This window comes from Neopoerus faecalis (assembly GCF_029218125.1).
In the GTDB taxonomy this organism is placed as follows: Bacteria; Bacillota; Clostridia; order Oscillospirales; family Oscillospiraceae; genus Oscillibacter; species Oscillibacter faecalis_A.
Genome location: NZ_JARFXX010000007.1, coordinates 34643 through 56793, shown reverse-complemented (window position 1 = coordinate 56793; position 22151 = coordinate 34643). Strand labels below are relative to the sequence as shown.

14 protein-coding genes are annotated in these 22151 nt (G+C 57.4%); all 14 read right to left on the bottom strand.

Annotated features, from left to right (window positions below):
* Positions 1-142: 142 nt before the first annotated feature.
* The 14 genes from PY311_RS09310 to PY311_RS09250 all read right to left on the bottom strand — a co-directional run bounded on the left by PY311_RS09310 (position 143) and on the right by PY311_RS09250 (position 22141).
* Entirely contained in the window at positions 143-9790 is a 9648-nt protein-coding gene (locus PY311_RS09310) for an S-layer homology domain-containing protein (protein WP_286148411.1), read from the bottom strand.
* Positions 9791-9852: 62 nt separating this feature from the next.
* Entirely contained in the window at positions 9853-12216 is a 2364-nt protein-coding gene (locus tag PY311_RS09305; RefSeq protein WP_286148410.1) for a helix-turn-helix transcriptional regulator, read from the bottom strand.
* A 265-nt stretch (positions 12217-12481) separates the two neighbouring features.
* Positions 12482-12700, bottom strand: a complete 219-nt coding sequence (locus PY311_RS09300) for a hypothetical protein (RefSeq protein WP_286148409.1) — start codon at positions 12698-12700, stop codon at positions 12482-12484.
* Positions 12701-12826: 126 nt separating this feature from the next.
* Positions 12827-13045 (bottom strand): tyrosine-type recombinase/integrase, encoded by a 219-nt coding sequence (locus PY311_RS12680; protein ID WP_350309727.1) that lies wholly within the window; start codon positions 13043-13045, stop codon positions 12827-12829.
* The gene (locus tag PY311_RS12675; RefSeq protein ID WP_350309726.1) at positions 13020-13364 is read right to left on the bottom strand and encodes a site-specific integrase; all 345 of its coding nucleotides are present in this window, start codon (positions 13362-13364) and stop codon (positions 13020-13022) included. The genes PY311_RS12680 and PY311_RS12675 overlap by 26 nt, the downstream gene beginning before the upstream one ends.
* Before the next feature lie 458 nt (positions 13365-13822).
* Entirely contained in the window at positions 13823-14080 is a 258-nt protein-coding gene (locus PY311_RS09290) for a helix-turn-helix domain-containing protein (protein ID WP_055245649.1), read from the bottom strand.
* A complete protein-coding gene (locus PY311_RS09285; protein WP_434059943.1) occupies positions 14077-15942 on the bottom strand; it encodes a type IV secretory system conjugative DNA transfer family protein in 1866 nt (621 codons plus the stop codon). Before PY311_RS09285 ends, PY311_RS09290 begins: the two co-directional genes overlap by 4 nt.
* Before the next feature lie 2 nt (positions 15943-15944).
* Positions 15945-16895 carry a DUF3991 and toprim domain-containing protein gene (locus PY311_RS09280; protein WP_286148408.1) on the bottom strand — a complete coding sequence of 317 codons (951 nt, stop codon included), beginning with the start codon at positions 16893-16895 and terminating at the stop codon, positions 15945-15947.
* 10 nt (positions 16896-16905) lie between these two features.
* Positions 16906-18897 (bottom strand): MobP3 family relaxase, encoded by a 1992-nt coding sequence (gene mobP3 / locus PY311_RS09275; protein WP_286148407.1) that lies wholly within the window; start codon positions 18895-18897, stop codon positions 16906-16908.
* Positions 18885-19304, bottom strand: coding sequence for a hypothetical protein (locus tag PY311_RS09270; RefSeq protein WP_286148406.1), 420 nt, complete (start codon positions 19302-19304; stop codon positions 18885-18887). The genes mobP3 and PY311_RS09270 overlap by 13 nt, the downstream gene beginning before the upstream one ends.
* 392 nt (positions 19305-19696) lie before the next feature.
* Positions 19697-20137, bottom strand: a complete 441-nt coding sequence (locus PY311_RS09265) for a hypothetical protein (RefSeq protein WP_286148405.1) — start codon at positions 20135-20137, stop codon at positions 19697-19699.
* Positions 20138-20471: 334 nt separating this feature from the next.
* A complete protein-coding gene (locus PY311_RS09260; protein ID WP_286148404.1) occupies positions 20472-21482 on the bottom strand; it encodes a hypothetical protein in 1011 nt (336 codons plus the stop codon).
* Position 21483: 1 nt separating this feature from the next.
* The gene (locus PY311_RS09255) at positions 21484-21753 is read right to left on the bottom strand and encodes a DUF6103 family protein (RefSeq protein WP_154025245.1); all 270 of its coding nucleotides are present in this window, start codon (positions 21751-21753) and stop codon (positions 21484-21486) included.
* Positions 21754-21859: 106 nt separating this feature from the next.
* Entirely contained in the window at positions 21860-22141 is a 282-nt protein-coding gene (locus PY311_RS09250; RefSeq protein ID WP_286148402.1) for a hypothetical protein, read from the bottom strand.
* Positions 22142-22151 lie beyond the last annotated feature (10 nt).

Below are 22151 nucleotides of genomic sequence, written 5' to 3'. Positions count from 1 at the left end.
TCATGGGTTGTGAATGGCGTACAGAGTTTCCTGTGGCGAAAAAGGAACAGCGCGGAGGCCGGTGTTGTTGACCGTCCGCCGCGCTGTCCTTTGCCTGTTGTGGAATTATGCCAGCGTATGGATGATCTGGCAGCTGCTTGATTTACTCAGCCATGGCCCTCCAGAGGAAGGTCACGATCTGACCGCGGGTACAATCGTTGTCGGAGCCGAACAGTCCGCCGCCGATGCCGGTGGTGATGCCCTTCTTCGCTGCCCATGCCACTGCGTCGGCATAATAGGCGTTGGTTGCCACATCGCTGAACTCGGCGCTGCCGCTGACTGCGGGGCTGCCGGAGGCACGATAGAGGAAGGTCACCGCCTGCGCACGGGTGCAGGTAGAATTGGGGCTGAACTTGCCCTCGCCTGTGCCGCTGGTGATGCCGTTTTCGACCGCCCAGGCAACAGCCTTGGCATAGAAGGCGTCAGCGGGAACATCCGTGAAGCTGCTCATGCTCTTGGGGGCGGGAGAACCGGCCGCACGCCACAGGAAGGTGACGATCTGCGCGCGGGTGCAGGGATCGTTGGGAGCGAACATATTACTGCTCACGCCGTTGGTGACGCCCTTCTCCACTGCCCAATCAATCGCTTCCTCATAGTAGCTGCCTTCCGTTACATCGACGAATACGCCGGTCTGGGGGTTGCCGTTGGACTTCATGAAGATGGCTTCGATGGTGTGATCCTTCGTGACATTCTTGAAGGTGTAGGACTTCACAGCACCCACGCTCTTGCCGTCCACCAGCACCTTGGCTACGGCGTAGCCCTTATCCGGGGTGATGGTGAAGGTCTGATCCCATCCGTCACGGACGGAGGTCCAGCCGGAGGGAGAGATGGAGCCGTTCGTGCCGGCCGTTGCCTTAATGGTGTAGTAGGTGTAGTACCAACCGCCGCTGCTGCTGGACTTGTGATACAGCTCAATGGAGCCGGTCAGCGTCGTGTAGTTGGCGTCGGTGGGAGTGAAGAGCCACTTGTAGGTGGTATTGGCCGCCACAGCGGTGGTACCGGGCAGGACATTGCCTGCGTTATCCACCCACACCAGCGTGCCGGCATTGGGGTTCAGCGTGCTGCCGGTAACGGTCAAGCCGGCGTCTGCCAGCGTCTTGCCGCTGGTGGTGATAGCGGTGTACTTGGGTGCGCCGGTGGGGGTCGCTCTGGTGATGGTGATCTCCACCTCTGTGCTGGTCGCTTCGTTGAAGCTTGCATCCGCCGCCTTGGTGACCTTTACCTTTACGGTACCAACCTTGACGGGAGTCAGCTTGCCGGTGGCGTCAATGGTTGCCTCGCCGGTGCCGTTGGTCACAGCGTAGGTCACAGCCCCGGTGCCGGAGCCGCCGGTGGTGCCCAGCTGCAGGGTCTGGCCATAGACCACGGTGGTTCCGCCGGTAATGCGCAGTGCCTGCTGATCGTCCTTTTCTGTCAGGGTGATAGTCAGGGTGATGGTGAAATCCTCGTAGTTGTTGCAGGAGGATTTCAGGGTGATGGTGATCTTGTCACCCGCCTTGCCGCCGGAGATCGCATAGGTCAGCAAACTGCCGTCCGCCGCGAAATCCTGCTTGGTAAGCGTAGCCTTCGAGCCGTTGCTGACGCTGTATTCGCTGTTATAGCTCCACGTCTGCCCGGTGGGAATCTCCGACCAGTCCGGCGTGTAGGTGTGATCCGAGGCGTCCGTGTACTTCTGCTCCAGCTCGACCGTTTTGAGGCTGCCGCCATCCGCCTTGTTCACCATGACTTCAAGCCCGATGTTCTCCACTGTGTTGTAGTTTTCGGTGTCCTTCGGAGTGAACTTTGCCTGGAAGGTCTTGGCGGCAGTCGAAGCGCCGCCCACAGATTCGCTGCTATCCGTCCAACTCCAGCCGTCCGGCAGCGTCACATCCGCCAGCGTCTGACCGTATTTTGCCGTCAGGTCGGTGGGCTTTGTGTAGGTCGGTGTTGCCTTCGCTACCACAAATTCACAATGCACAGCTTCAAATCCGTAGTAGTTATCCGTATCACCAATGCTGGCGTACATACGGTAGGTACCGGCGTTCAGCGCGGGCGGATTCTGAATATCCCACGTCTGAACAGAGCCGTTGCCCGCCGCGGCATAACTGTAGGTCACTTGAGCATTCGCGTCACCAGTCCGGTCTGTCAAGGTCGGTGTGCTGGGCGCTTGACCGTAAGTATAGCCTGCCATGCTGACCTTGCCGTACTGTTGAGCCTTTTCGACAGTGATATTCGATCTTCCCGAAACCGTTAAATACTTCTCAGTGTCAGTCGGTTCGAAAATCCACTCGGCTGCATAGGTACCGTTCCCAACCACGGGTATATGCGTGCCGTCCACCCATTCAAAGGTTCCATCGACATCCACGTTGTTGACATTATCATGGAGCTTGCCGGAGAGAGCGATGGTATTCAGGGCGTTGCCGTAGGTGATGGCGTTCTTGCTCAGCGTCGGTGTGCCGGTGGGAGTGATCCTGTTCTTCGCGCTGACGTGGATGGTCAGGGTGATATCCTGATAGTTGCTCGTGGAGATTGTAACAGTGATCGCGCCGAATTGTCCTTCGTCCGTGGCGCTTCTGTTTGCTTCCAGCGTCAACTCACCGGTCTTGCCGTTTACAAGGGTAACAAAGGTGCCACTGCCCAGAGTGGTATCCACCTTCTTGTCATAGGCGATCGTGCCGTAGTCACAGGGAGCCGTCAGCTTCGGCAGCAGCGTCGAGAGGTCAAGGGAATAAGTCTTGTGCAGACCGTTGGTGATGGTCAGCGAGCCAGCCGCTGCCGTGGGTGCGGCAGCCTTGGTGATCTCGAAGGTCTTGCTGGCCTCGCTGAGAACATAGTTGCCGCCGTCAGCGTCCTTGATGGTCACAGTCGCAGTACCGGCATTGGTATTGTTGCTGTAGAAAATCTCGTACTCCTTCTGGTCGATGATGTTGCCGATGTCGTCCTTAACGGTGACGGTCGGCTTCAGCGCATCGCCGGTGTAGGTGCAGGACGCGACTTCAATCGTGGGCGTCACGGTTTTTGGCGTGATTTTCCACTCGACCGTGGCAGTTCCGGTGTAGTTGCCGGTACCTTCGATGGTCAGGGGAATGCTGTCATTGGCATTGGTGGCCTTGTCGCCGCTTACAATACGGTAGGTGATGGTTTCAGACCAGCCTTCCAGCGTCACGCGGGTGATCTTCGGCGATTGTTCCGCCGCCTTGTACGCGAATTCGTCTTTTTCCAGCGTGATGGTTGCGCCCTCGATGGACTTGGGGGCGACGTGGACTTTCACGGGGTCGGTTACGGCTGCGTAAATGCCGCCGTAGGATTCGTCCGGGGTGAATATCCAAGAGATTTTGTAATCGCCGGTTTGTTTGGGTTTATCGTTTGGATACGGCCACGCAAAGGTGCCCTTGACCTCTATTCCTGTGTCGGGGTCTTTCATCTTGCCCGAAATTTTGCTGTTGCTCAGTGTATCGCCGTAGGTAATCGGCGTTGCGGTGATTTCGCCGCCCGGCGTGGGCTCGATCTTGTTCGCCGCGTTGACCTTGACAGTCAGAGTGATGTCCTCATAGTTTGTGCTCTTGATTACCACGGTCGCTGTACCCACAGAGCCGGTGGTTTTCACGTCATTTTTCTGAATGGGCAGGGTCAGCTCGCCGTTTTCCACCTTCGCGCCGCCGGTGTAGTAGCCGTCATTGAGTTTGATCTCGCCCAGCTCATAGGTGGGTGCACCATACTCTTTGGGCTTTTCCGGCGTGGGCAGGGTGGGGAGCGTCACAGTGTAGGTCTTTTTGTAGCCGTTTATAATGGCGAGCGCAGTTTCCTTGGTGAAGTCAGGCGCAGCGGCCTTGGTGATGCTGCCAGTAGTAGGGAAGCTGCTCTGCTCCAGGGCGTAATTCTGCGCTGCCTGTCCGATCAGGGTCACTGTGGCAGTGACGTTCTTGCCGCTGCCCACACCGGCATCTTCAAAGCTGGCGGTCACGTTGTAGTCTGTGCCTTGCTTCAAGGTCACGCCGTCGAAGGTCACGCTGGAGATGTCCGCGTTTTTCGTGCCATCATAAACTTTGTCTTTTGCCGTAATGCCGGTAACGGTAACAGCCTTCGGGGTAATCACAAACGTGGCAGTCGTATTTCCGGTCAGCGTGTAATTGCTGTTGGCAATCGAGGCTGTAACTGTGTAGCTGCCTGCATTAATGGGAACGGCTGTGTCATTGTATCCGTTGCCGGTGTAGGTAAGCGTTACAGGAACGTTTTTCCCGTCCACAGCGCCGGTAAGTTTGGCAGCGGCGGCGACGACACTGCCGTAAGTGCCGCCGTTCGGGGTAATGGTAACGGTGACTTCCCTGGCGGTGATGTTGGCAGTGGTTTCGCTCTGATTTCCGCTTTTAGCCAGCACATAGTTGGCGGCAGAATCGCCGCTCAGCGTCAAATCGGAAATCGTTACTTTCTGCTTACCGACACCAGCGCTTTCCAATGTACCTGTGGCAGTAACGGTTAAGGTGTCATTTTTCAGAACACCGACAAGGGTTACCGCGCTGTAATCCAGCACAACATTGGTATTGCCGTCATAGGCTTTGTCGTTTGCCGTAATGCCGGTAACGGTGAGGGGGCGTTTGGTAATATTTACCCAGGCGGAGCCGGAAGCATCCGCATAGCCGGACTTGGAGACCTTATAATATACGATCTTTGCACCATTCGTGAAGTTGGTGTAGGTCAGGCTGTCCTGTGTGCAGCTATTTGCGCTTGGGCCGTATTTTACGGTTGCGCCACTGGGCACGCCGGTGAGGGTGATTCCGTGTGCTTTACCGTCATACACACCATCATAAGCCTCAGGCGAAATGCCGCTGAAGTGCTTCTGCGTGAGTTTGACCTTGATCTGCGCCGCCACAGGCGTGCTGGGCTGCTCCACCTCGCCAGCAATCGAAGTAAGATCCAATGTTCCGGTGAGCGTCTGTTCCTTCAGCGTATTCGGATCATAACCGCTCCATGTGACGGGGATATCATTAAATGTCTTGCCATCCACCGTGGTGATCGTCACGGTTCCGGGCAGTCCCAGCTCATCCTGCGCCGTTCCGCAGGGCTTATCCGTAATGCCAACCAGCGTATTGCAGTTCTTTACCGTACGCTTGACAACCGTTACGGGGCAGTCCTGAGTCAGCTCATTGTAGTTATTGGTATCTGTGGGAGTAAACACGATCGTGGTGGTCTTGCTGCCTGCGCTGTCCCAAGATTTAGCAGCATCTGCCTTGAAAGCGAAGGTGCCTTCGCCGCTGCCGCCGGTGAGGGTCGCTTCACTGTTGACATAAACCGGCGCAGAAAGCGTCGGCCAGTCGGTCACCACCGGATTGGCCTTCTGAATGGTATACTTCACGCTGGCGGTGGCAGCATTATTGCCCTCGCCCACCGTGATGCTGGCGGTGTACTCGCCCGCGTCAGTGGGTGCGGAGGGCAGCGTCTTGCCATTCTGCGCGTATGCCACCGCGATTGTGTCGATAGCAACGCCCTTCCAGTCGCTGCTTGTCACCGTCGCCGCCTTCTGTTTTCCGTTATAGGTCAGCGTATCCGCAGCGGGTGCGTTGATGGTCACGCTGCCGCCGTTCGGGCTGGTGCAAGTCGTGTCTGTGCAGCTCGCGGTGATGGTCGCGCCGCTTGCCGTGTACGTCCAGCTATGCTGATGCCGGGTCACGGTGAACGGCTCGCTGTCGCACTGGTAGCCGTTGTCGCTCCACACATGAACGCGGTATTGGTAGCTGCTGTTTTCCGGCAGATTGCTGATGGAGAGCGTCTTGCTTCCCGCCCCGGTATGCGTCGCATTATTCACTGTGTGGAAATACTGACTACTGAGCCAATCTTTGTCTGATTCTCTAAATAGCTGCCACTGGTAGCTGACATTCTCCGTTCCGGGCTTGATCACCGCAGTCAGCGTGATGTTGCCGTCCGTCGCAAACGCCGAGTTTTCGGTGTAGTTCGTATCGTTATTCGGATAGATCTTCTCGACCTCGAAGGGCGCTTTTTCAACGGTGACTTTTGATAGGCCTATATTGGCGTTGGAGACCCATGTGTTATCCTCTTTTTTGTAAGCGTACCCCTTCGCCAGCAGCGCATAGGGCTTGACATAGTCGGTGCCGCTCGTGATCTCGCCGTAGCTGCCGCCGCTGAGACTGGCGCTGCTGCCGTCGTTCATGACATCCACACGGCTGAAGGTGCCGTTGCTCAGCGAAAGCTTTCCGCCGTTCTGCGCCGTGACAATGGCGAGCTCCGTATTCCCGTCGTTGACGGTCAATTCCGCGCCTTTGCCGTCCACCGTCACATTGAAGCCTCCGTTGCTGCCCGTGTCCGTGACCGTCAGAGAAATGCCCTTGGCGATGAGCACTACTCTCGTGACCTTTTTCCCGCCGGTCGCCAGCGTCACCGGCCCGCGGGTCAGCTCATAGGTGGTCGAATGCCCGTCGGCATAGCCATTCACATCCTGATACAGCGTGATGGTCTTTTCGCCGTTCGCCGCGTTCGCCGCCTCGATGGCAGTGGCAAAGCCCGCGTACCAGCTCGTTTTGTCGCCGATGGTCAGCGACGCCGCCATCTGCTTCTTACAGACACTGCAAATGCCCTTGCCGTCCGTGCCGCCGTTGTGCGTATGCGACACGACCTTGACATTTTCCAGCGTATTCACTCCATCATTGGTCACAGCCTGATTATCACTTGCTCCGTAATACGCCGCGCCCTCCGCCAGCAGGTCGGCGAGTTTGCGGTCGCCGTTGGTTTTGATCATCGTAAATGTGCCGCCGGAGAGCTTGACTTTGGTGGTGTAAAAATCCGCGAAGGTAAACGTGCCGCCGGTGATCGTCCCCGTGACATTGTAGTCAAACGTAACGCCGCCATATTTCTTTTCATTATTAAAGCTGCCGCCGCTGATGTTCGCGATGCTGCTGCCCTTGAATTTGACAGGACCATTGAAGGTACCGCCCTTGGCGTTCAGCGTGCCATTCACCTCGACGGAGGCGTCGGTAAATGTGACACCCTCCTTCACCGTCGCCGTGCCGTCGATGGTCGCACCTCGATAGCTGCCGCTGGCAAAGGTCACATTCGCGTTTTCAGCGACCGTCACATTCTTGGCGGTGTGCGTTCCGCCCTTCAGCGTCAGCGTGCCGGTCAGCGGCATGGAGGTGTCGAAAGCATACATATCCAGCAGCAGGGTCAGCGTCGGCTCGGTGCAGCCCTCATTGCTCCAGCCGTTCAAGGTCTGGATGGCCTCTACATAGCCGTTTTCCAGCGCGCTGTCTTCCGTGAAATAGGCAGTCTTGGTCGTGCCGTCAGCGGCCTTGGCGGTGATCTTCGTATACAGTTTCTTGTGGCACACAGAGCATACGGGGTTGCTGTCATCGGCGCACTGATGGACGCACTCCGGGAACTGTACCTTGTACGCTGTATAGCCGGTCAACTCTGCAATTTTGGTGCTCTTATCAACGACGCTCCATGTACCGCTGTTTTCGCCGTACAGTTCACACTTTGCATGGTTGGTTTTCAGCAGGTCCTTAACGGTGAGGCTCTTGCTCGTCGTGTTATCCGTGAACTTGCCGATGGTGCAGGCGTTTGTATTGCCATTCCACAGCTTCAGGCCGTAGCCCGTACTTGTGGAGCCATACGCAACATTGCTTAAAACCAACTCGCCGATTTCGCCGCCAAAGCGCTCCAATGTGCCGCCGGCCTGCAGCTCCACGCGCGAAATCTTGCCGGTGTAGGAGTTGTCGACTGCAAGCGTTCCGTTGGAGGAAACGTAAAACGTGACATCAAGCGCCTGCGTTCCGCCGCCTGTTCCGGAATCCTTGACCGTCAGAGTATTGGGTTTGTTCCCGCCTCCGACACCAATGTATTTATTCTTGGTGCTGACAGTTTTGCCATTCAGATCCAGCGTTTTGAAGTCGGTAGCAGAGCAATTTCCTGTGAGCGTCACATCCCGCAGCAGCGTCACGGTGCTGCCTCTGGCTGCATCAAACGCCTCCGTCAGCGTCTTATAATAGGCGCTCTCGCCTATACGTGCATCGAACTGCGTATGGCACTTCTTGCAGGTGTAGCCGGTATCGTCCATCTCGTGCGTGCAGGGCACAAGATAGACCTTGCCGTCCTCGCCCAGGCTGGTCACGCAGTCGGCGGCATCCGCCTTGAAGTTCTCGGCGCGGAGCGTCACGCCGCTTGCCGGTTCGGCGATGGCCCCAAGATTTATGCCTTCACGCACGCCCACACGGATGACCGAATCCTCTCTCAATGCGCCTGATACAAGAATGGGCAGCTTCCAAGCATAATTGGCGTAATAACCGGCCTTCACCGAGCCGGAAACAGTGAGCTCAGGAGTTGTTGTTTCCTTTCCGTCGTAGTAAACGTCATATTGAGAGTTGTCGGTAACGGTAGCATCGGTGAGGGTAATAGCGCCCTTTCCATAGATGCCGCCGCCCTCATAGGTGCTGTTGTTTCCGGTGATCGTCACATTCTTGACGGTTACCCCTCTCTCCGAATAAATGCCGCCCCCGTGGCCATAACTTGTATTTCCCGTGGCGGACGCCTTGTTGCCGGTGATCGTGGCGTTGGAGATCGAAACATTGCCGGCGTTAAAGTGGATATAGATGCCGCCGCCGTTGCCGGCGGTTGCCGTGTTGCCGGTGATGGTGCCGCCGTCCATGGTGAAGCTGCACTTCTCACCCACATATACGCCGCCGCCACCGCCGTCGGATGCGCCTGCGGTGTTATCGGAAATGGTTCCGCCATGCATGGTGAAGCTCGGCGCTGTGACATTGGAGTTCGTCGTGCTGATAAGGAACACACCGCCGCCGGCGCTGCTGCCTGCTTCATTACTGGTAATCGTACCACCATACATGGTAAAGGACGAGCCAGTCTTAATGTCATTATGTGAGCCAATCTCTACACCGTTTACAAAGCCGGTAATCGTGCCCCCATAGAGGTTGAATGTGCCGCCGTTGATGGACACGCCGCTCCCGCTTCTGCTGCCCTGGAGCTTGCCCGTGCCGGTGCAGTCGGTCAGCGTCAGCGTCGCGCCGCTGCCGACCGTGATACTGCCGGAAATCGTCTGCCCGTTCAGGCAGAGGTTGACCTCGCCCGTTGGTACAGTCCAGTCTGCCGTTACAGACTGCGTCAGATAATAGCTGCCAGCAGTACCGGGCAGGGAATCGGCTGCCGTCCATGCTGTGCTGTTGTTATGGGTATGACCGTTGACCGTTGTACCGCTGTCCTTGCCGCAGACACAGTGGGTATGCTCGCCGGACTGTGCGTCCGCCAACAGCGCGGTCTGGCTGTTGAACCAGCCGAGCAGCGCCTCGAAGTCTGCGCCGGTGATCTGCGCCTGCTGCTCTGCGTTCAGTGCTTCATAAGCATCATACGCCGCCTGAATGTCGTCATAAGCTGCGTCCAGCTCGTCGGCGGTCATGCCGTCCAACTCACTCACGATGGGCAGCGCATCGATCATCGTCTGCACAGCGGATACCGCCGCGTCCGCATTGTTCCCGGCGTTTTCATCCTCGCCGCTCTCGGGCGCATCTGCTTTACTGTCCTCAGCGCCACCGGCGTCAGGGGTACCGGTATTTTGCGGGTCACCCTCTGAACCGTTCTCTTCCTCATTCGTTCCAGCCTGTTCGGATACGGCGGGCGAAATTTCCTCCTGCTGCTCCTGCTGCACGATGGCGCCGCTCTCCGGCGTATCCTCCGCCGCTCGCACGGGTGCGGGCAGGAGCGTCAGGCACAGAGCCAGCGCCATGAATGCACTCAATAGTCGTTTTTTCATGTTCTTCCTCCTTGAGATCAGTTTGCATTTATGTCGAATCCGGCGTCCGCCGGACGTTGTTTTTATAACTCTTCCGGTACCAGATGCAGCTTTTTCGCGGCGGTCTTGGCCTCCGCCCGGCGCTTCACGTCCAGCTTGTCGAGGATGTGGCTGACGTGGGTTTTCACCGTGGGCAGCTTCACGTCCATGATCTGCGCGATCTCGGCGTTGGACTTGTCCGCGCAGAGCAGATGGAGAATTTGCAGCTCCGTGGGCGTCAACTCCTCGCCGGGGGCAAGGCGGGGTTCGAGGAAATGCGGGTAGAACGCCGCCTGCGTCCGCACCGCCGCCATCAGCCGCTTGCGCCATGCTTTGTTGCCGTCCCAGTCCAGTGCCTCCAGCAGCGGCAGCACCGCCGTGCCGTATACGCTGACGGTGCGGATGAAGCGGTACTCCGCCGCCGCGTCCAGCGCCGCCGTCAATCTCTCGCGCCACCCCTCGTCCTTCTTGCGGTACAGGGCAATGGCAGTCAGGACATTCAGGTGAATGCCGTCGATGATGCGGGCGCAGTTTTGGACGTACGGCTCCAGCGGGGCAAGCGTCAGCTGCGCCGCGTCCGGCCTGCCGTCCTCCAGCTCCACCATGGCCTGGGTGAGATACTGGTAGCGCCGCATGACGTTCAGGTGCGTCGGCTCCCGCGGGGCTTTTTCCCGATACCACGCGTCCGCCGCGTCAAGGTCGCCGGTGTGCATGTCAATACGGCAGAGCATGGCGTCCATATTGGGCAGAAAGCGTGTCAAACCGCGCTCGGCAAAGCATTCACGGAGCACCTCGATGGTGCGCCGCGCGTCGGCGGGCTGTCCGCTTGCCAGCTGGCTGCGGGCCAGCAGTCCACTGACGGCGAACTCCATGTCCGGCGTGCCGCGGTTGCGGACCTCGTTCAGCTGTGGGAGAAGGGACAGCATCCGGCCGGCCACGTCCTCCCCCTTTTCAAACTTGCTCTCGGCGATGGCGCAGTCCGCAAGACCCACGCCGTCCCGCCCCAGCACCGCCTCCACGGGGAGACGGAGGGTTTTGTAGAGCAGGTCGTCCTTTTTGCTCCATGCGGAAAAGTCCTTGCCGCCGTTCATGATGCTGGGCAGCGCGCTTGTGACGGAGAAGGACGGCAGCGTCACTTCCTTGTTCATCAGCAGCCGGAACACGGCGGGAATGGTTTCCGTCAGACCGTTCACGCCCCGCTGGGGGAGAGAAATGTTCAGCCATGCAAGGCGGCTGCGGGCCTGCTTTCCGGCGGCGTCCTGCTTGCCGCAGCGCTCGGCAAATGCTTGCAGCTCGCCGTACCAGCGCTCCGAGCCTTCGTAGTCCATCGCCAGCGCGCAGAGCATGCTCATGCCCTGCATCAGCGAGGGAGAGGCGAGAATTTCCGCCTCCGGCAGGCTGCGGTAGTATTTTTCCATCTCCGCATAGTGACCCATGCCGGGGTGCAGCTCGGCGTTGCGCACCAGCAGCTCGGAGACCTTGGAATGGTCACCGCCGCTGGTGTAGCATTCCAGGGCGTGGGCGTAGTCCTCCTTCAGCTCATAGTACAGCCCGCCCCGGCTGAAGAGCGCTTTGCGCTTTTCCTCGGTATACTCCCGTTCCATCTCCCAGCGGAGAAAAACTCGGAACCCCGACCAGAAGCGGAAGCGCTGGCAGTCGTCGTAGCGCAGCATAGTGGTGTATCGAAGAAGCCAGTCCAGCCGTTCGCCGGCATGGGGATCGCCGCTGACCATCCGCGCCATTTCCAGGTCAAAGCTTTCAAAGGGAGCCAACTCCAACAGGAAACGCCGCACCGGCAGGTCAAAGCGCCGGTAGATGGCGGTCTCAAAGTAGAGGAACACCTCGTGGAACACCCGCGCCACCAGCTCCGGTGTCCACGGCTTGTCCGTGGACATGCACCGCGCCGTGATGGCCACACCCAGCGGATAGCCCGCGGATTCTTTCAAAATTCCGTCGATCTCGCTATCTGTTACATTTGCTCCCGAAAGCTGAAACAGTCGCCGCACATCGTCCGCGTCAAAAAGCAGGTCGTCGGCCTCCAGCACCGTCATCAGCCCCGTGTACTGAAACGCCGTCAGGCAGCCGGGTGGCACACCGCGCGAGAGCAGCACGAAATGGCGCTCCGGACTGGAGCGAATCAATTCGCAAAGAGCCTGCTGTCCGGCTTCCTCCTGCATGAGCTGAAGATCGTCGATCAGCAGAATGTCCCAATCCTGCGCTGACGGTGGGATCGTGCAGTCTGGATCTGCCGCGCTTTGCCGCAGCACGTTCCGCCCGCGCAGCAGCGCGTCCGCCAGTACGGTCTTTCCAAAGCCGCAGGGCGCGCTGAAAAAGAGCACGCGCCCCTGCCGCAGAAAACGGTCAAACTGCTTCTCAACGGACGGTTTTACGATGATGTTGTCCTGCAAGCGTTTCCCTCCCTTATATCAGAGTGAAATTGTCCCGTAGGGTTCCCCTACGGGACAAGGGGATGCATCCCCCTGTCGATACCTCTTTCGACACGGTTTATAATCATTCAGGTTTATTATACAACCCCTGACGGAAATGTAAATCGTTCCAAAGTATGAGACACGCTGCATAGCAAACTGCTATGCAGGTCAATATTTCATGCGGTGAAAAAGAAATTGCACAGCATCAGGTCAAAATGCCCGCGCTGTGCGATTCGGTGTTTACTTATAGAGCAAGTGTGATTTCCTCCACCGCGGCAATCTCATCCGCAGAAAGGAAGGCATCATTGTCTGTATCAAAATTATCCTTGACATACTTCCGGAAGTTTTTATCCGGGAAGTTTGTTTCGTCAATCTCCACATCGCCGGCGGCAAAGGCGGCGGTGGGCAGTAGCGTCAGCACCATGCAGCAGAGCAGCAGGATGCTGAGAAGTCTTTTTCTCATGGTCTTGTTCCTCCGTTTTCGTTGTAATCGATTAATATGGTCGCTGCAATTCTTCTGTTCCTTAACTCGTCTCCTACGGCCACCCCCTTTTTCCTGCGGTACACTTCCACAGCAACAGAATTGCCATTATGTGAGCAGCACGCGGCTGACGCGCTCCAGCAGCTTCATGTGCTGCCGTCCGGTTTCCATGGTGTAGATGCGGGTGGTGTTCACGCTGGCGTGGCCGAGGATGTCCGCAAGCCGCAAAAGATCCTTTTCCACGCTGTAAAAAACGCGGGCGAACAGATGCCGCAGAGAATGGGGAAAGACCTTGCGCGGGTCAACCCCCGCCCGCGGCGCGGACAAGGCGGGCGTATTCCTCGCGGGAGAGTTCCCGTTCCTCGCTCCCGAACAGCGTCCGCTGGACGCGCAGGGGCTTCACGCGGCAGTCTGCGCGGCCGGAAAAGGACAGGTAGCTGTTGATCCCCGCCAGCATGGAGTTGACGCTGGCGGCCTCGTATCGCTCGGTCAGACCTTCCTTGTAGCAGACGGTCAGCTCTTTGGTGGGCTCACGCCCGTCCAGCCAGCACAGGAAGGCGCAGGCGTCGCACAGGTATTTTTCTATCGTGGCGGGGCTTTTCTCGTTTTCTCGCAGGTGCTTTTCAAAGGCTTGCAGCTCGTTCATGAAAATATCCTCCGTATCGTTTTTTGTAGCTTGTCCATGAGGGTATTGTACGATACGGAGAGTGTGTCGCCTATAAAAGAGGCGCAGCTTCAGAATGAGCGGGTTTCGGCAAGTGGGGCGGGTGTATAGACCCTCGCATTTTTGCATCCACGGGGCGGGCAAATTCAGCACCATAATTGATTGAAACAATCACCCATCGGCCGGCTGCCGGGGGGCGTTGTATAACACAGTCTCTGTTGCACTATACACTCAAATGGAAGAAACCTGCAGGTCAAGAGTATTCCCTTCTTGTTCTTTCTCTGTCCTAATTCTCCGATAGAGTGGGCTGTTCCGGTGGGCTCATATTGAACCCCTCCTCGGTTCAGCAAACAGGTATAGTTACCCCTTGGCGTGGAGATTTTTGTTTTTTGGCTTAATGAAGTGGATCGTACCAGGGTTCTGTACGATCCACTTTTCATTTATTTCAGCGTATAGAGATTGGATGTGTTGCTCCCATTGGGGCGGTATCGGGGCAGCTTGGCAAGATAGCCGTGCTGCTCCAAGTCCGCCAGTGCCCGCTTGACGGTACTGCGGGAGAGATTCATATCTCTCGCAATCGTCTTGATACCGGGCCAGCAGCTTCCCGCGCTATTGGACCGGTCCTTGAGGTACATATAGACGGATACAGCCCTGGGCGGCAGGAGTGTGTCGGCGTAAATGCTGTCAAAGTAGCTCACCGATCCACCTCCTGTCGGGGAAGATTATACGGGGTGCGCTTGTGCGGCATACGGTCATAGTCGATGTCCTCCGCCACCACCATCTCCTGCACGGGCGCGTCGTGGAGCTGTCCCTCACCCTTAACGGAGCGGGTAGTCTTCTGCTCTGGCAGCTTGGGCGGATACTTCCTCACAATGGCGCGGATCAGCGCATTCTGATCGGCATAATAGACCTTTCGGGCCACCTGTTCCTCCACACGGTATTCCTCCTCGAAGGTGATGCCCCATTCGAGGAACAGGCGCAGGCGGGTACGCATTGGGTGGCATCCGGTCTTCTGCACGATGAAGCTGCCCTTGGGGATGGACTTGAGCTCATCCGCCGTCAGCAGGGGTCGCTCCATCATCTGCAGGCTCTGGCTGGGATCGTTTTTCCCGCGGCTCACAGAGCCGGAGAGCACCGTGCGGCTGCCGAGGGCTTTTGAAAAAGTCTCCGCCGCCTCGCTGTTGGGGGCAAAGCCGCCGCAGATCACATCCTGGCAGTTGTCCATCAGGATGGATGCGCCTTCTTTGCCATAGTTCTTTTCCAGCTGCGCCAGCGACTGGATGATGGGTACCAGTGTCAGGCGGCGGGAGCGTCCCGCACTGAAAAGCGGCAAAATATCAAAGGGCGGCATGGTACCCAGCTCATCGCAAAAGAGAATAACACGGTTTTTCAGTTTGCCGCCGTTCTCATCTGCGACTGCGAACAGCTCACGGGAGAGGTTCTGGATCATCAAGCCAGCCATAAAGTTCTTCGTCTGATCCTCCTCCGGCAGGATGAGAAAGATGGCAGACTTCTCTTCAGCGAACATTTCAGCGTCAATGGCACTGTCGAAGCATAGGATCTGTTCCAGTTCCGAATCCAGAAAGGAATTCAGCCGGGACAGCACAGTGGACATGACGGAGGCCATGGCCTGCTCAGAACTGTTCAGCGCTGCACCCGCCAGCCAGCGCGCTTTGTGCTCGGACGGCAGCTTATCCATGAGCAGCTGAAAGCGGGAGCGTCCTCGCGCACCACGCGCCGGCTCCAGCAGATCCTGCACCAGCTTGAATACCGACACGATGTGCCGTCGCTCCTCTGGGTGTTCCTCATCCGGCGGCAGAAACTCCGCAAGCAGCAAGATCGTGGAAGACAGCAAGCCCTCCGCCGCATCGTAGAAGAAGGCGTTCTGCCCGTGGTCGGAGTTTCCCTCCGGGCTGACGATGGACTTGGCGAGGATCTTGGCGTACTTTTCGGCTTTGGCGCGGGCGGCGAGGTTGTCCGGTTGTTTTCTGGCGATATCCATATAGCGGTTGATGAGCGTCAGCAGGTTGTTGCCGTCCGAGCGGGTGGGGTTACGCAGATCGATGACGGAGATATGTTTATATCCATAGTATTTCTTGGCGATGGAGCCGTAGTTGCGGGCGAGGTCGCCCTTGGTATCCAACGCCAGGAAGCTGACACCCGATGCACAAGCGTACTCTAAGTTGGGATAGAGGAAAAACGCCGTCTTGCCTGCGCCGGAAGCCGCAATCATCAGGCAGTGGATGTCATCGCTGTCCACCAATGCAGTTACCTCATTCTTCTTACCTTTGCAGCCCAGCACCAGTCCCTGCTCTGAGGGGAGAGCTTGACCGTTTCGCCACTCTCTGACCTTGAATGGCACATGGGCATAGGTCTGTCGGATCTCTTTATCCGTTGCCCAACGCGCTGTGCCGTGCTGACCGTCGCCCACAGTGCGGGACTTGATACTGCCGAGAGTGTAATGATAGGACAGCATGGCGAGACCGCCAATGACGGCAAACATTCCAAGTCCAGCCGCAACTAATATTCCAATATTGGAGCTATTCAGGGTATCCCACATTGTCAACAGAAAGTTTGGCATAGGTCGCTCCTTCCGTTTTCTATTTCCTGTTCTGCTGTCAGATCGTCGTTCCAGTCTTTCCGCTGCGGTACGAGCCGCTCCGCGGAGATACAACGCTCCTCCAGCAGCTTCTCCATACGCTCACTGGCGGCATGACCGGCAGCGTCATTGTCCAGGCAGAGGTACACCTGCCGGAGCTGGGGGAGCTGCCGCAGCATCTCCAGCACGGGGATGGAGGATGTCCCGCAGCAGGCCACATAGTTATGCTCCTGCCACCCCTCCGGGAAAAGGGAGATGTAAGAGAGCAGGTCGATAGGGGCCTCGAAGACATAGAGCGTGTCATCACCGCCAAGATAGTGAAAGCTGTGCTTCGGGTCGCTGCCCTCAATGTTGCCGCGATAGCTTTGTCCCATGGTATACAGCCCACGCTTATGCCCATGACGGGGAACGCCGTGTTCATCGAATCCGACGAACACGGCGTTGTGGTATTCCTTTGTCCCGTCCCTGGATCTTTCACAGCTTTCGTAGATGAGCTTCTTGCGCACGAAGGCATTGAGTATCTCGCGGTCGATGCAACGCTTTTGCAGCAGGTAGGCATACACACGGCGCATGGACTCACTCTGCGGTGGGAGCGCGAAGGGCTTTGCAGGCTCCGGCACCTTCTCCCTTGCCGCAGGGTAACTTCCGCCCAGATCATCGCCGAGGAGCAGAGACATGGCGTCCGGGTAGCTGAGTCCATAGAACTGCTTGACGAAGCTGATGGCTCTGCCGCCCTGTTCGGTGGCGTGATCGAACCACTCGCAGCCGCGGATGGTGATGCTGTGGTCACTGGCAAGGCGTTTTTCTCTGCCAGAGGTAATGAGCTTTTCTCCACGGCGGCGGAGGAACTCCTCCAAGTCCACCGAGGCGGCTCGTTCTTTTTGCTCGGTTGTAAACGGAATGTACTTTGACATAGTCCCTCCCTTATTGTGTCTGTTGCGTCAGTCCGCGATCCTCATGGTCATCCGCCTTGTGTCCCATTGCCATGCGCTTCTCCTGTAATCTGCGGCGACGCTTCTTGTCGATCTGCATCCCTGTATAAATGGCAGGCTGGGCGGCGTTCTCACGGAATATGCGACTCATCTGATGGAGCATCCGAAGGATAGCGGTTCCCGCCGCCGCACCGGAGAAGTCGTCCTGATGGTCAATGAAATATTGAGCGTAGGTGTTGCCCTGTGCCGCTGCCTGTGCGAAATAGCGCAGAGCTTCTTCACGGTCTGCTTGCACCTCCTGTCCCAGCAAATAGAGCTTTCCCAGCGTGTATTGGGCAAACGAATTCCCTTGCGTAGCAGAGTCCTTCAGAAGTTGAATGGCCGCATCTATATCCTTCGGCACACCCTCTGCGCCGATGAGCAGCAGCTTGCCGAGCCGGTATTGCGCGTATGGATCGTTCTGCTCCGCTGCCTGCCGCAGCCAGTGAAGGGCCTGCGGGATCTGCTCCTGCTCCAGCAGCAGTTTGCCCAGCGCGTATGCGGAGCAAGGATTACCGGCCTCCGCCGATTTTTGAAACCACTCTGCCGCCAACTCTTGGTCAACTGAACTTCGAACTCCATCTCGATACGATTTGCCAAGCTGATGAGCAGCAATAGTATAGCCCTCCTCCCACAAACGGTGGAGGGTGACCAATACCATTGACTTCTCACTGGGATCTGCGTCCGCAGCATCTAATACGCTTTTTGCTCTGCGGTAAAATCGAGCCCGCTGATGGATCATCCGCTCCGCACTTGGATCTGGAGGAACAGGCGGTTCTTCCGGCTCCGGCTCATCCTGCATGGCATCATCCTCGAAGGTGAAGTGCATCTCCGAGAGGCGGAGCGTTTCCCGGATGACCATGTTGCGCACAGTCTTGAACTCCTTTTGCTGCGACAGCGGTACTCGCTGCGGCGGTGTCTGATTATAGTCAATGCAAAGCTGCTCTCGGAGATCCTGCCATAGAGCATAGGCGGACGACACCCGTTCGTCCTTTGCCAGTTCGTCCACGATCTCATCCACGATGCGCTTGACACGGGGCGGTAGGTAACCGTAGACTTTCTTGCCGCTAACTTCTTGAAGCCGCTGGGCGAGATCTGCCACCAACAACTCCAGCTTATCGCTTTGCAGAGTACCGGTTGCCATCTGCCCGATGAGCGCTGCCATCCGTGCTTCCGCCTCCTGCCGGAGCAGGCCGCGCTGTTCGTCCTTCTGCTCATAGATGTGCAGGCGGTCGTTCCGGTAGATCGTGCTGACCAGCGCGGACTTGATGCTGCGGATACCCTGCCGGGAGAGGTAGCCCTCCTTCGGATCGGTTGAGAAGAGCACCATGTGAACATGGATGTGCTTCTCCTTTTCGTGCATAGCCGCGTACCAACGAAGGCGGTCCGGGTGGATCTTATAGCCCTTGGCGATGTCGGTGATGGAGGCGTTGATGAGCTCCTGCCAGTTTTTAAGGTCGGTATAACCCAGCCGCTCCGCGTTCTCACGGGAGAGGGAGATGACTGGCGTCCACACATTCCCTGTGTGCCGCGCCACCTCTGCCACGGCATTCTCCAGCGACGGGACCTTGCCATGGGCATCCCACAGGCCGTGTTCGCCCAACGCTTTTACGCCGGGACGGTTTGCGACATAGTCAAGATAGTTTTCCCGGCCATCCATGGGCTCAATAAAGTCCTCGTGGATCTGCGCGATGAGCGCAAAGGCAGTCTGCCGGTTGGGTGTGTTTGCATAGTCCTCATGCTCCGGCAGCTCTCGAGCCTCCGGGAAGCTGCGGAGCAGACGCCGGATATACTGCTGCTGTTTCTTCGTGACAGGAAGATGGGCATTGTCATCCTTGAGGAGCTGCACACCTTCGCGGGTAGCGAAGTAGCGGGTGCGATGGGCCAGCCGAGCGGCATCTCTGCCGCCCTTCATGTATGGAGAGATAAATATCAATCTCGCCATGTGTCATCCGGCAGCTGCCGTTGGACATCCTGGGCATCCTCAAACCTGATCTGACCGTTGGTGCGCTTCACTTCATCCACCACATATCCACGCAGGGCACGGCGATCTTCCATCGTATCACGGAAGTGGGCAGCGATAGTATGCGCCATGATGCCCTGCTCCACCGCGCACTTGAAGAGAATGCCGTTGGTGCGGTTGGTGCTGTCCGCGATGATCCCGCGCAGCGTCGCCACCAGCGCGTCCGAGAGAAATTCGGTAATATTCTCCGTGCCGAGGTAGCCCATATAAAAGCGCAGAGCCTTTTCCACGAATTCGTTTCGGTTTTTGCTGTTGCTTTCTTCCAACCAACCATCCATTTGTCTGCGCGTTTCTGGATAAAGCCGGATGGTCATTTGTTCTTTTGACATAGTTGCCGTCCTTTCTTTTGATGTCGCTTTTTGTGGGCGCAAACCCCTGCGACACGGAGCTCTTGGGGAAAATACGCCTACAGCCTGTTTGAAATCAAGCGAAAACGCCTACAATTCAAAACGCTGAAAAGCCCCGCACTGCGGGGCTTTGTGGGCGGTCCGGGGCGGAAACGACACCGGGCCTTTATCTTGTGCTTTTATCGAACAGGCAGGTTCCCAGCACAGTTCCCCATAGGCGGGGCGAAAGCGGGGGCAAACAGCGCCGATGCCTGTCTGGGGTACAGGGATGCCACCCTCGCCACCAAAGCCGCACACAGCGGCTCACAGGGGGCATAGCTGGCGAAACAGGGAGGAGCCGCCCTCTGGGGGGCGGCTCCTCCTGTGTGGTGTGGTCAGCTGACTTGTTCCATCCATGCCTGCTTTTCCGCCGGCGTCTTTTCGATCCAGTCCAGCAGGTTCTGAGACTCCTCCAGCCACTTTGCCATCTCGAACAGCCTCGTCCTGACGTATGCACTGTCTGCGCGCAGAGTCGTTTCAAACAGATCCCAGATGTTATCCAGCGTTTCAAGGCCGCTGGCATTCATGGGCAGGTCTTTCTCCGGCAGCACATGTGTCACCGTGCCATTTTCCCCCGCGGCAAGGATGGCCGCCTGTTCACGTTCCAGCAGTGAGGCGACCTCCTGGGTGTCACTTACGGGGATGCCCCACACCGTCCCAATGTGGGAGATGCACTCTCTGTGGAGCCGCACATCTGCGGTGGGGTGGAGCACCAGCAATGCCAGTCCCTCTTTTGCGATATTCATCTGCAGTTCCTTTGCGGTATCAATTGTCATGTTTGTTTCCTCCTGATTTTTGATTCGGGCAATGCCCGTGCAAACACAATGGCACGGCGCAGGGAGAAAAGCTATCCACGAAAAGCAACAAAAAATCCATGGCTGGTTTTGTGAAAAGCCAATGGAAACCGCAGTTATTACATGGTTTGCTCCTACGCGGTGTTCCGCATCTTTTAGACAAGCCGCGGGTGCAAAAGGGAGAGCCACGCCAGTTGGCACGGCTCTCCGGGCAGCGGATTCGATTTCACATTCCCAGCACCGGTGAATCGCGCTGCTCCTGTTCCGGTGTTAGGATAACCAGCCAAGAGAAACTCCGCTTTCTTTTCCTTTACGATCACAGCTGCAGCTCCGCAGTCTGTGCCTGCTCCTCGTGAAGCTGCTGTGCATACTCGCGCAGGCTCATGCCGGTCTGCTGCTGACAGAATTCCTCCATCTTCCGCATCAGCACTTCCTGCTCGGCTGCGTTGAGCGGATAGCTCCAGCTCTCCTCGGAGCCGTTACCCTTGCAGAGCGTTAGCTCCAGCGTGTCGCAGGGTCTATCCTCCGCGATGTCGTAGTTGGCATAGATGTTGAGCCAGTCATCGTTTTTGTCCGTGAGGACGAAGGTTCCGAAGGCAGCGTCCACATCAAAATCTGCGTCCACATAGAAGTTGAGCTTACCGTCCTCCTCCATCATGATCTCATCACTGAAGGAAAAATTCCGCGCGGAGAGATGTCCCGCCGAGGTGATTTCCATGCCATCCAGCAGCTCCAATAGTTTGGAGAGCTGTTCATCCGCCGAAGCAAAGCGCGACCTTGTGGCAAGGTAGACGGACGGGGAGACATCCCGCATCGCCCAGGTTCGCCAGCCGTCCATGATGTGTACGGCGGAGAACTCCCGCTTGTCGAAGTTCACATCGAACACGCCGCGCACCTTGCCGGTGTTCTCCATGCGTACAGCGGTCAGGGCGTCAAACTCTTTTGCTGTGATGGGTTGCCCGCCGAAAAACATTCCGATAAATTTGTCCGGCGCAGTGCCTTTCTCTGCGGTGACATAGCCGCGCAGCTTTTTGCAGGCGACCAACAGCTCCTCACCGGGCGAGGTCTTGAAGTACCACTCCTGCCCGTGCTCCGTCACATGGTAGGCGGCGTAGGTGCGGGCGGCCTCCCTCGCTTCACGCTCTGCAGCATCCTCTGCGTAGATCTCGGCACTGATGCGTTTGTATTCCTGCTCCGGGAGCTGGTTGCACAGCGTATCCAGCACATTCTCCAGATGCTCCTGCAGGGTTTCACCTTTGAGATGCTTCTCGATGGCATCCTTCCAACGCCGGTCGACCCACAATGTGATGTCTACATGATCCGCCATCTCAGTTGCCCTCCTTCACAGCCGCAGGCTTCGGCTCACTACTCTGCGGCTTGGGTGCGGCGGGCTTGACAGGACGCTTGGGTTTCACCGCCGCGGGAGCGGCCTTGCTGTCCAGATACTCCCGCAGCGGCTCCGGTACGGTTTTTTCATACAGAGCGTTCAGCGCATCCTCCAAGTGCTCCTGCACAGAGGAGTGTTCCTTGCGGAGCGAGAACTCCAGTGCGCCCAGCTTCTCATCGTCAAAGGTGACGGTGACAGTTGCTTTTTTCATGTGCGTGTCCTCCTTCTATATGCTATTTTCAGCGTTTTTGTGTTGTGGGTGGTGTAACTACCCTCGGCACGAGACAGGTGTTGTTGAAACGCTGCGCGCGCAAGGGTCATAGCGGCTTACTTGCCGCTTTCCGAGCCCTTGCAAGAGCTGCTTTTTGCGCTTCACTTGCGGTCCGAGGCGGTACGATCTTTATCCATGATTTTGGAATGGTGTAGTCAACTGCCCGTCCGCTGCGGGACGCTTTCACGAGCCTGCAATCCTCTGGTCTGTCCCGCGCCAGTGCTGCCAGCTTCTGACGCAGCATCTTGTTGTGCGTGTAAATACCGGCGGTCTTTTCTTCCTCGTTGAAGTTGATAATGGTTTCCTGCTCATAACGAGCCATGTTCATGCAACGCACC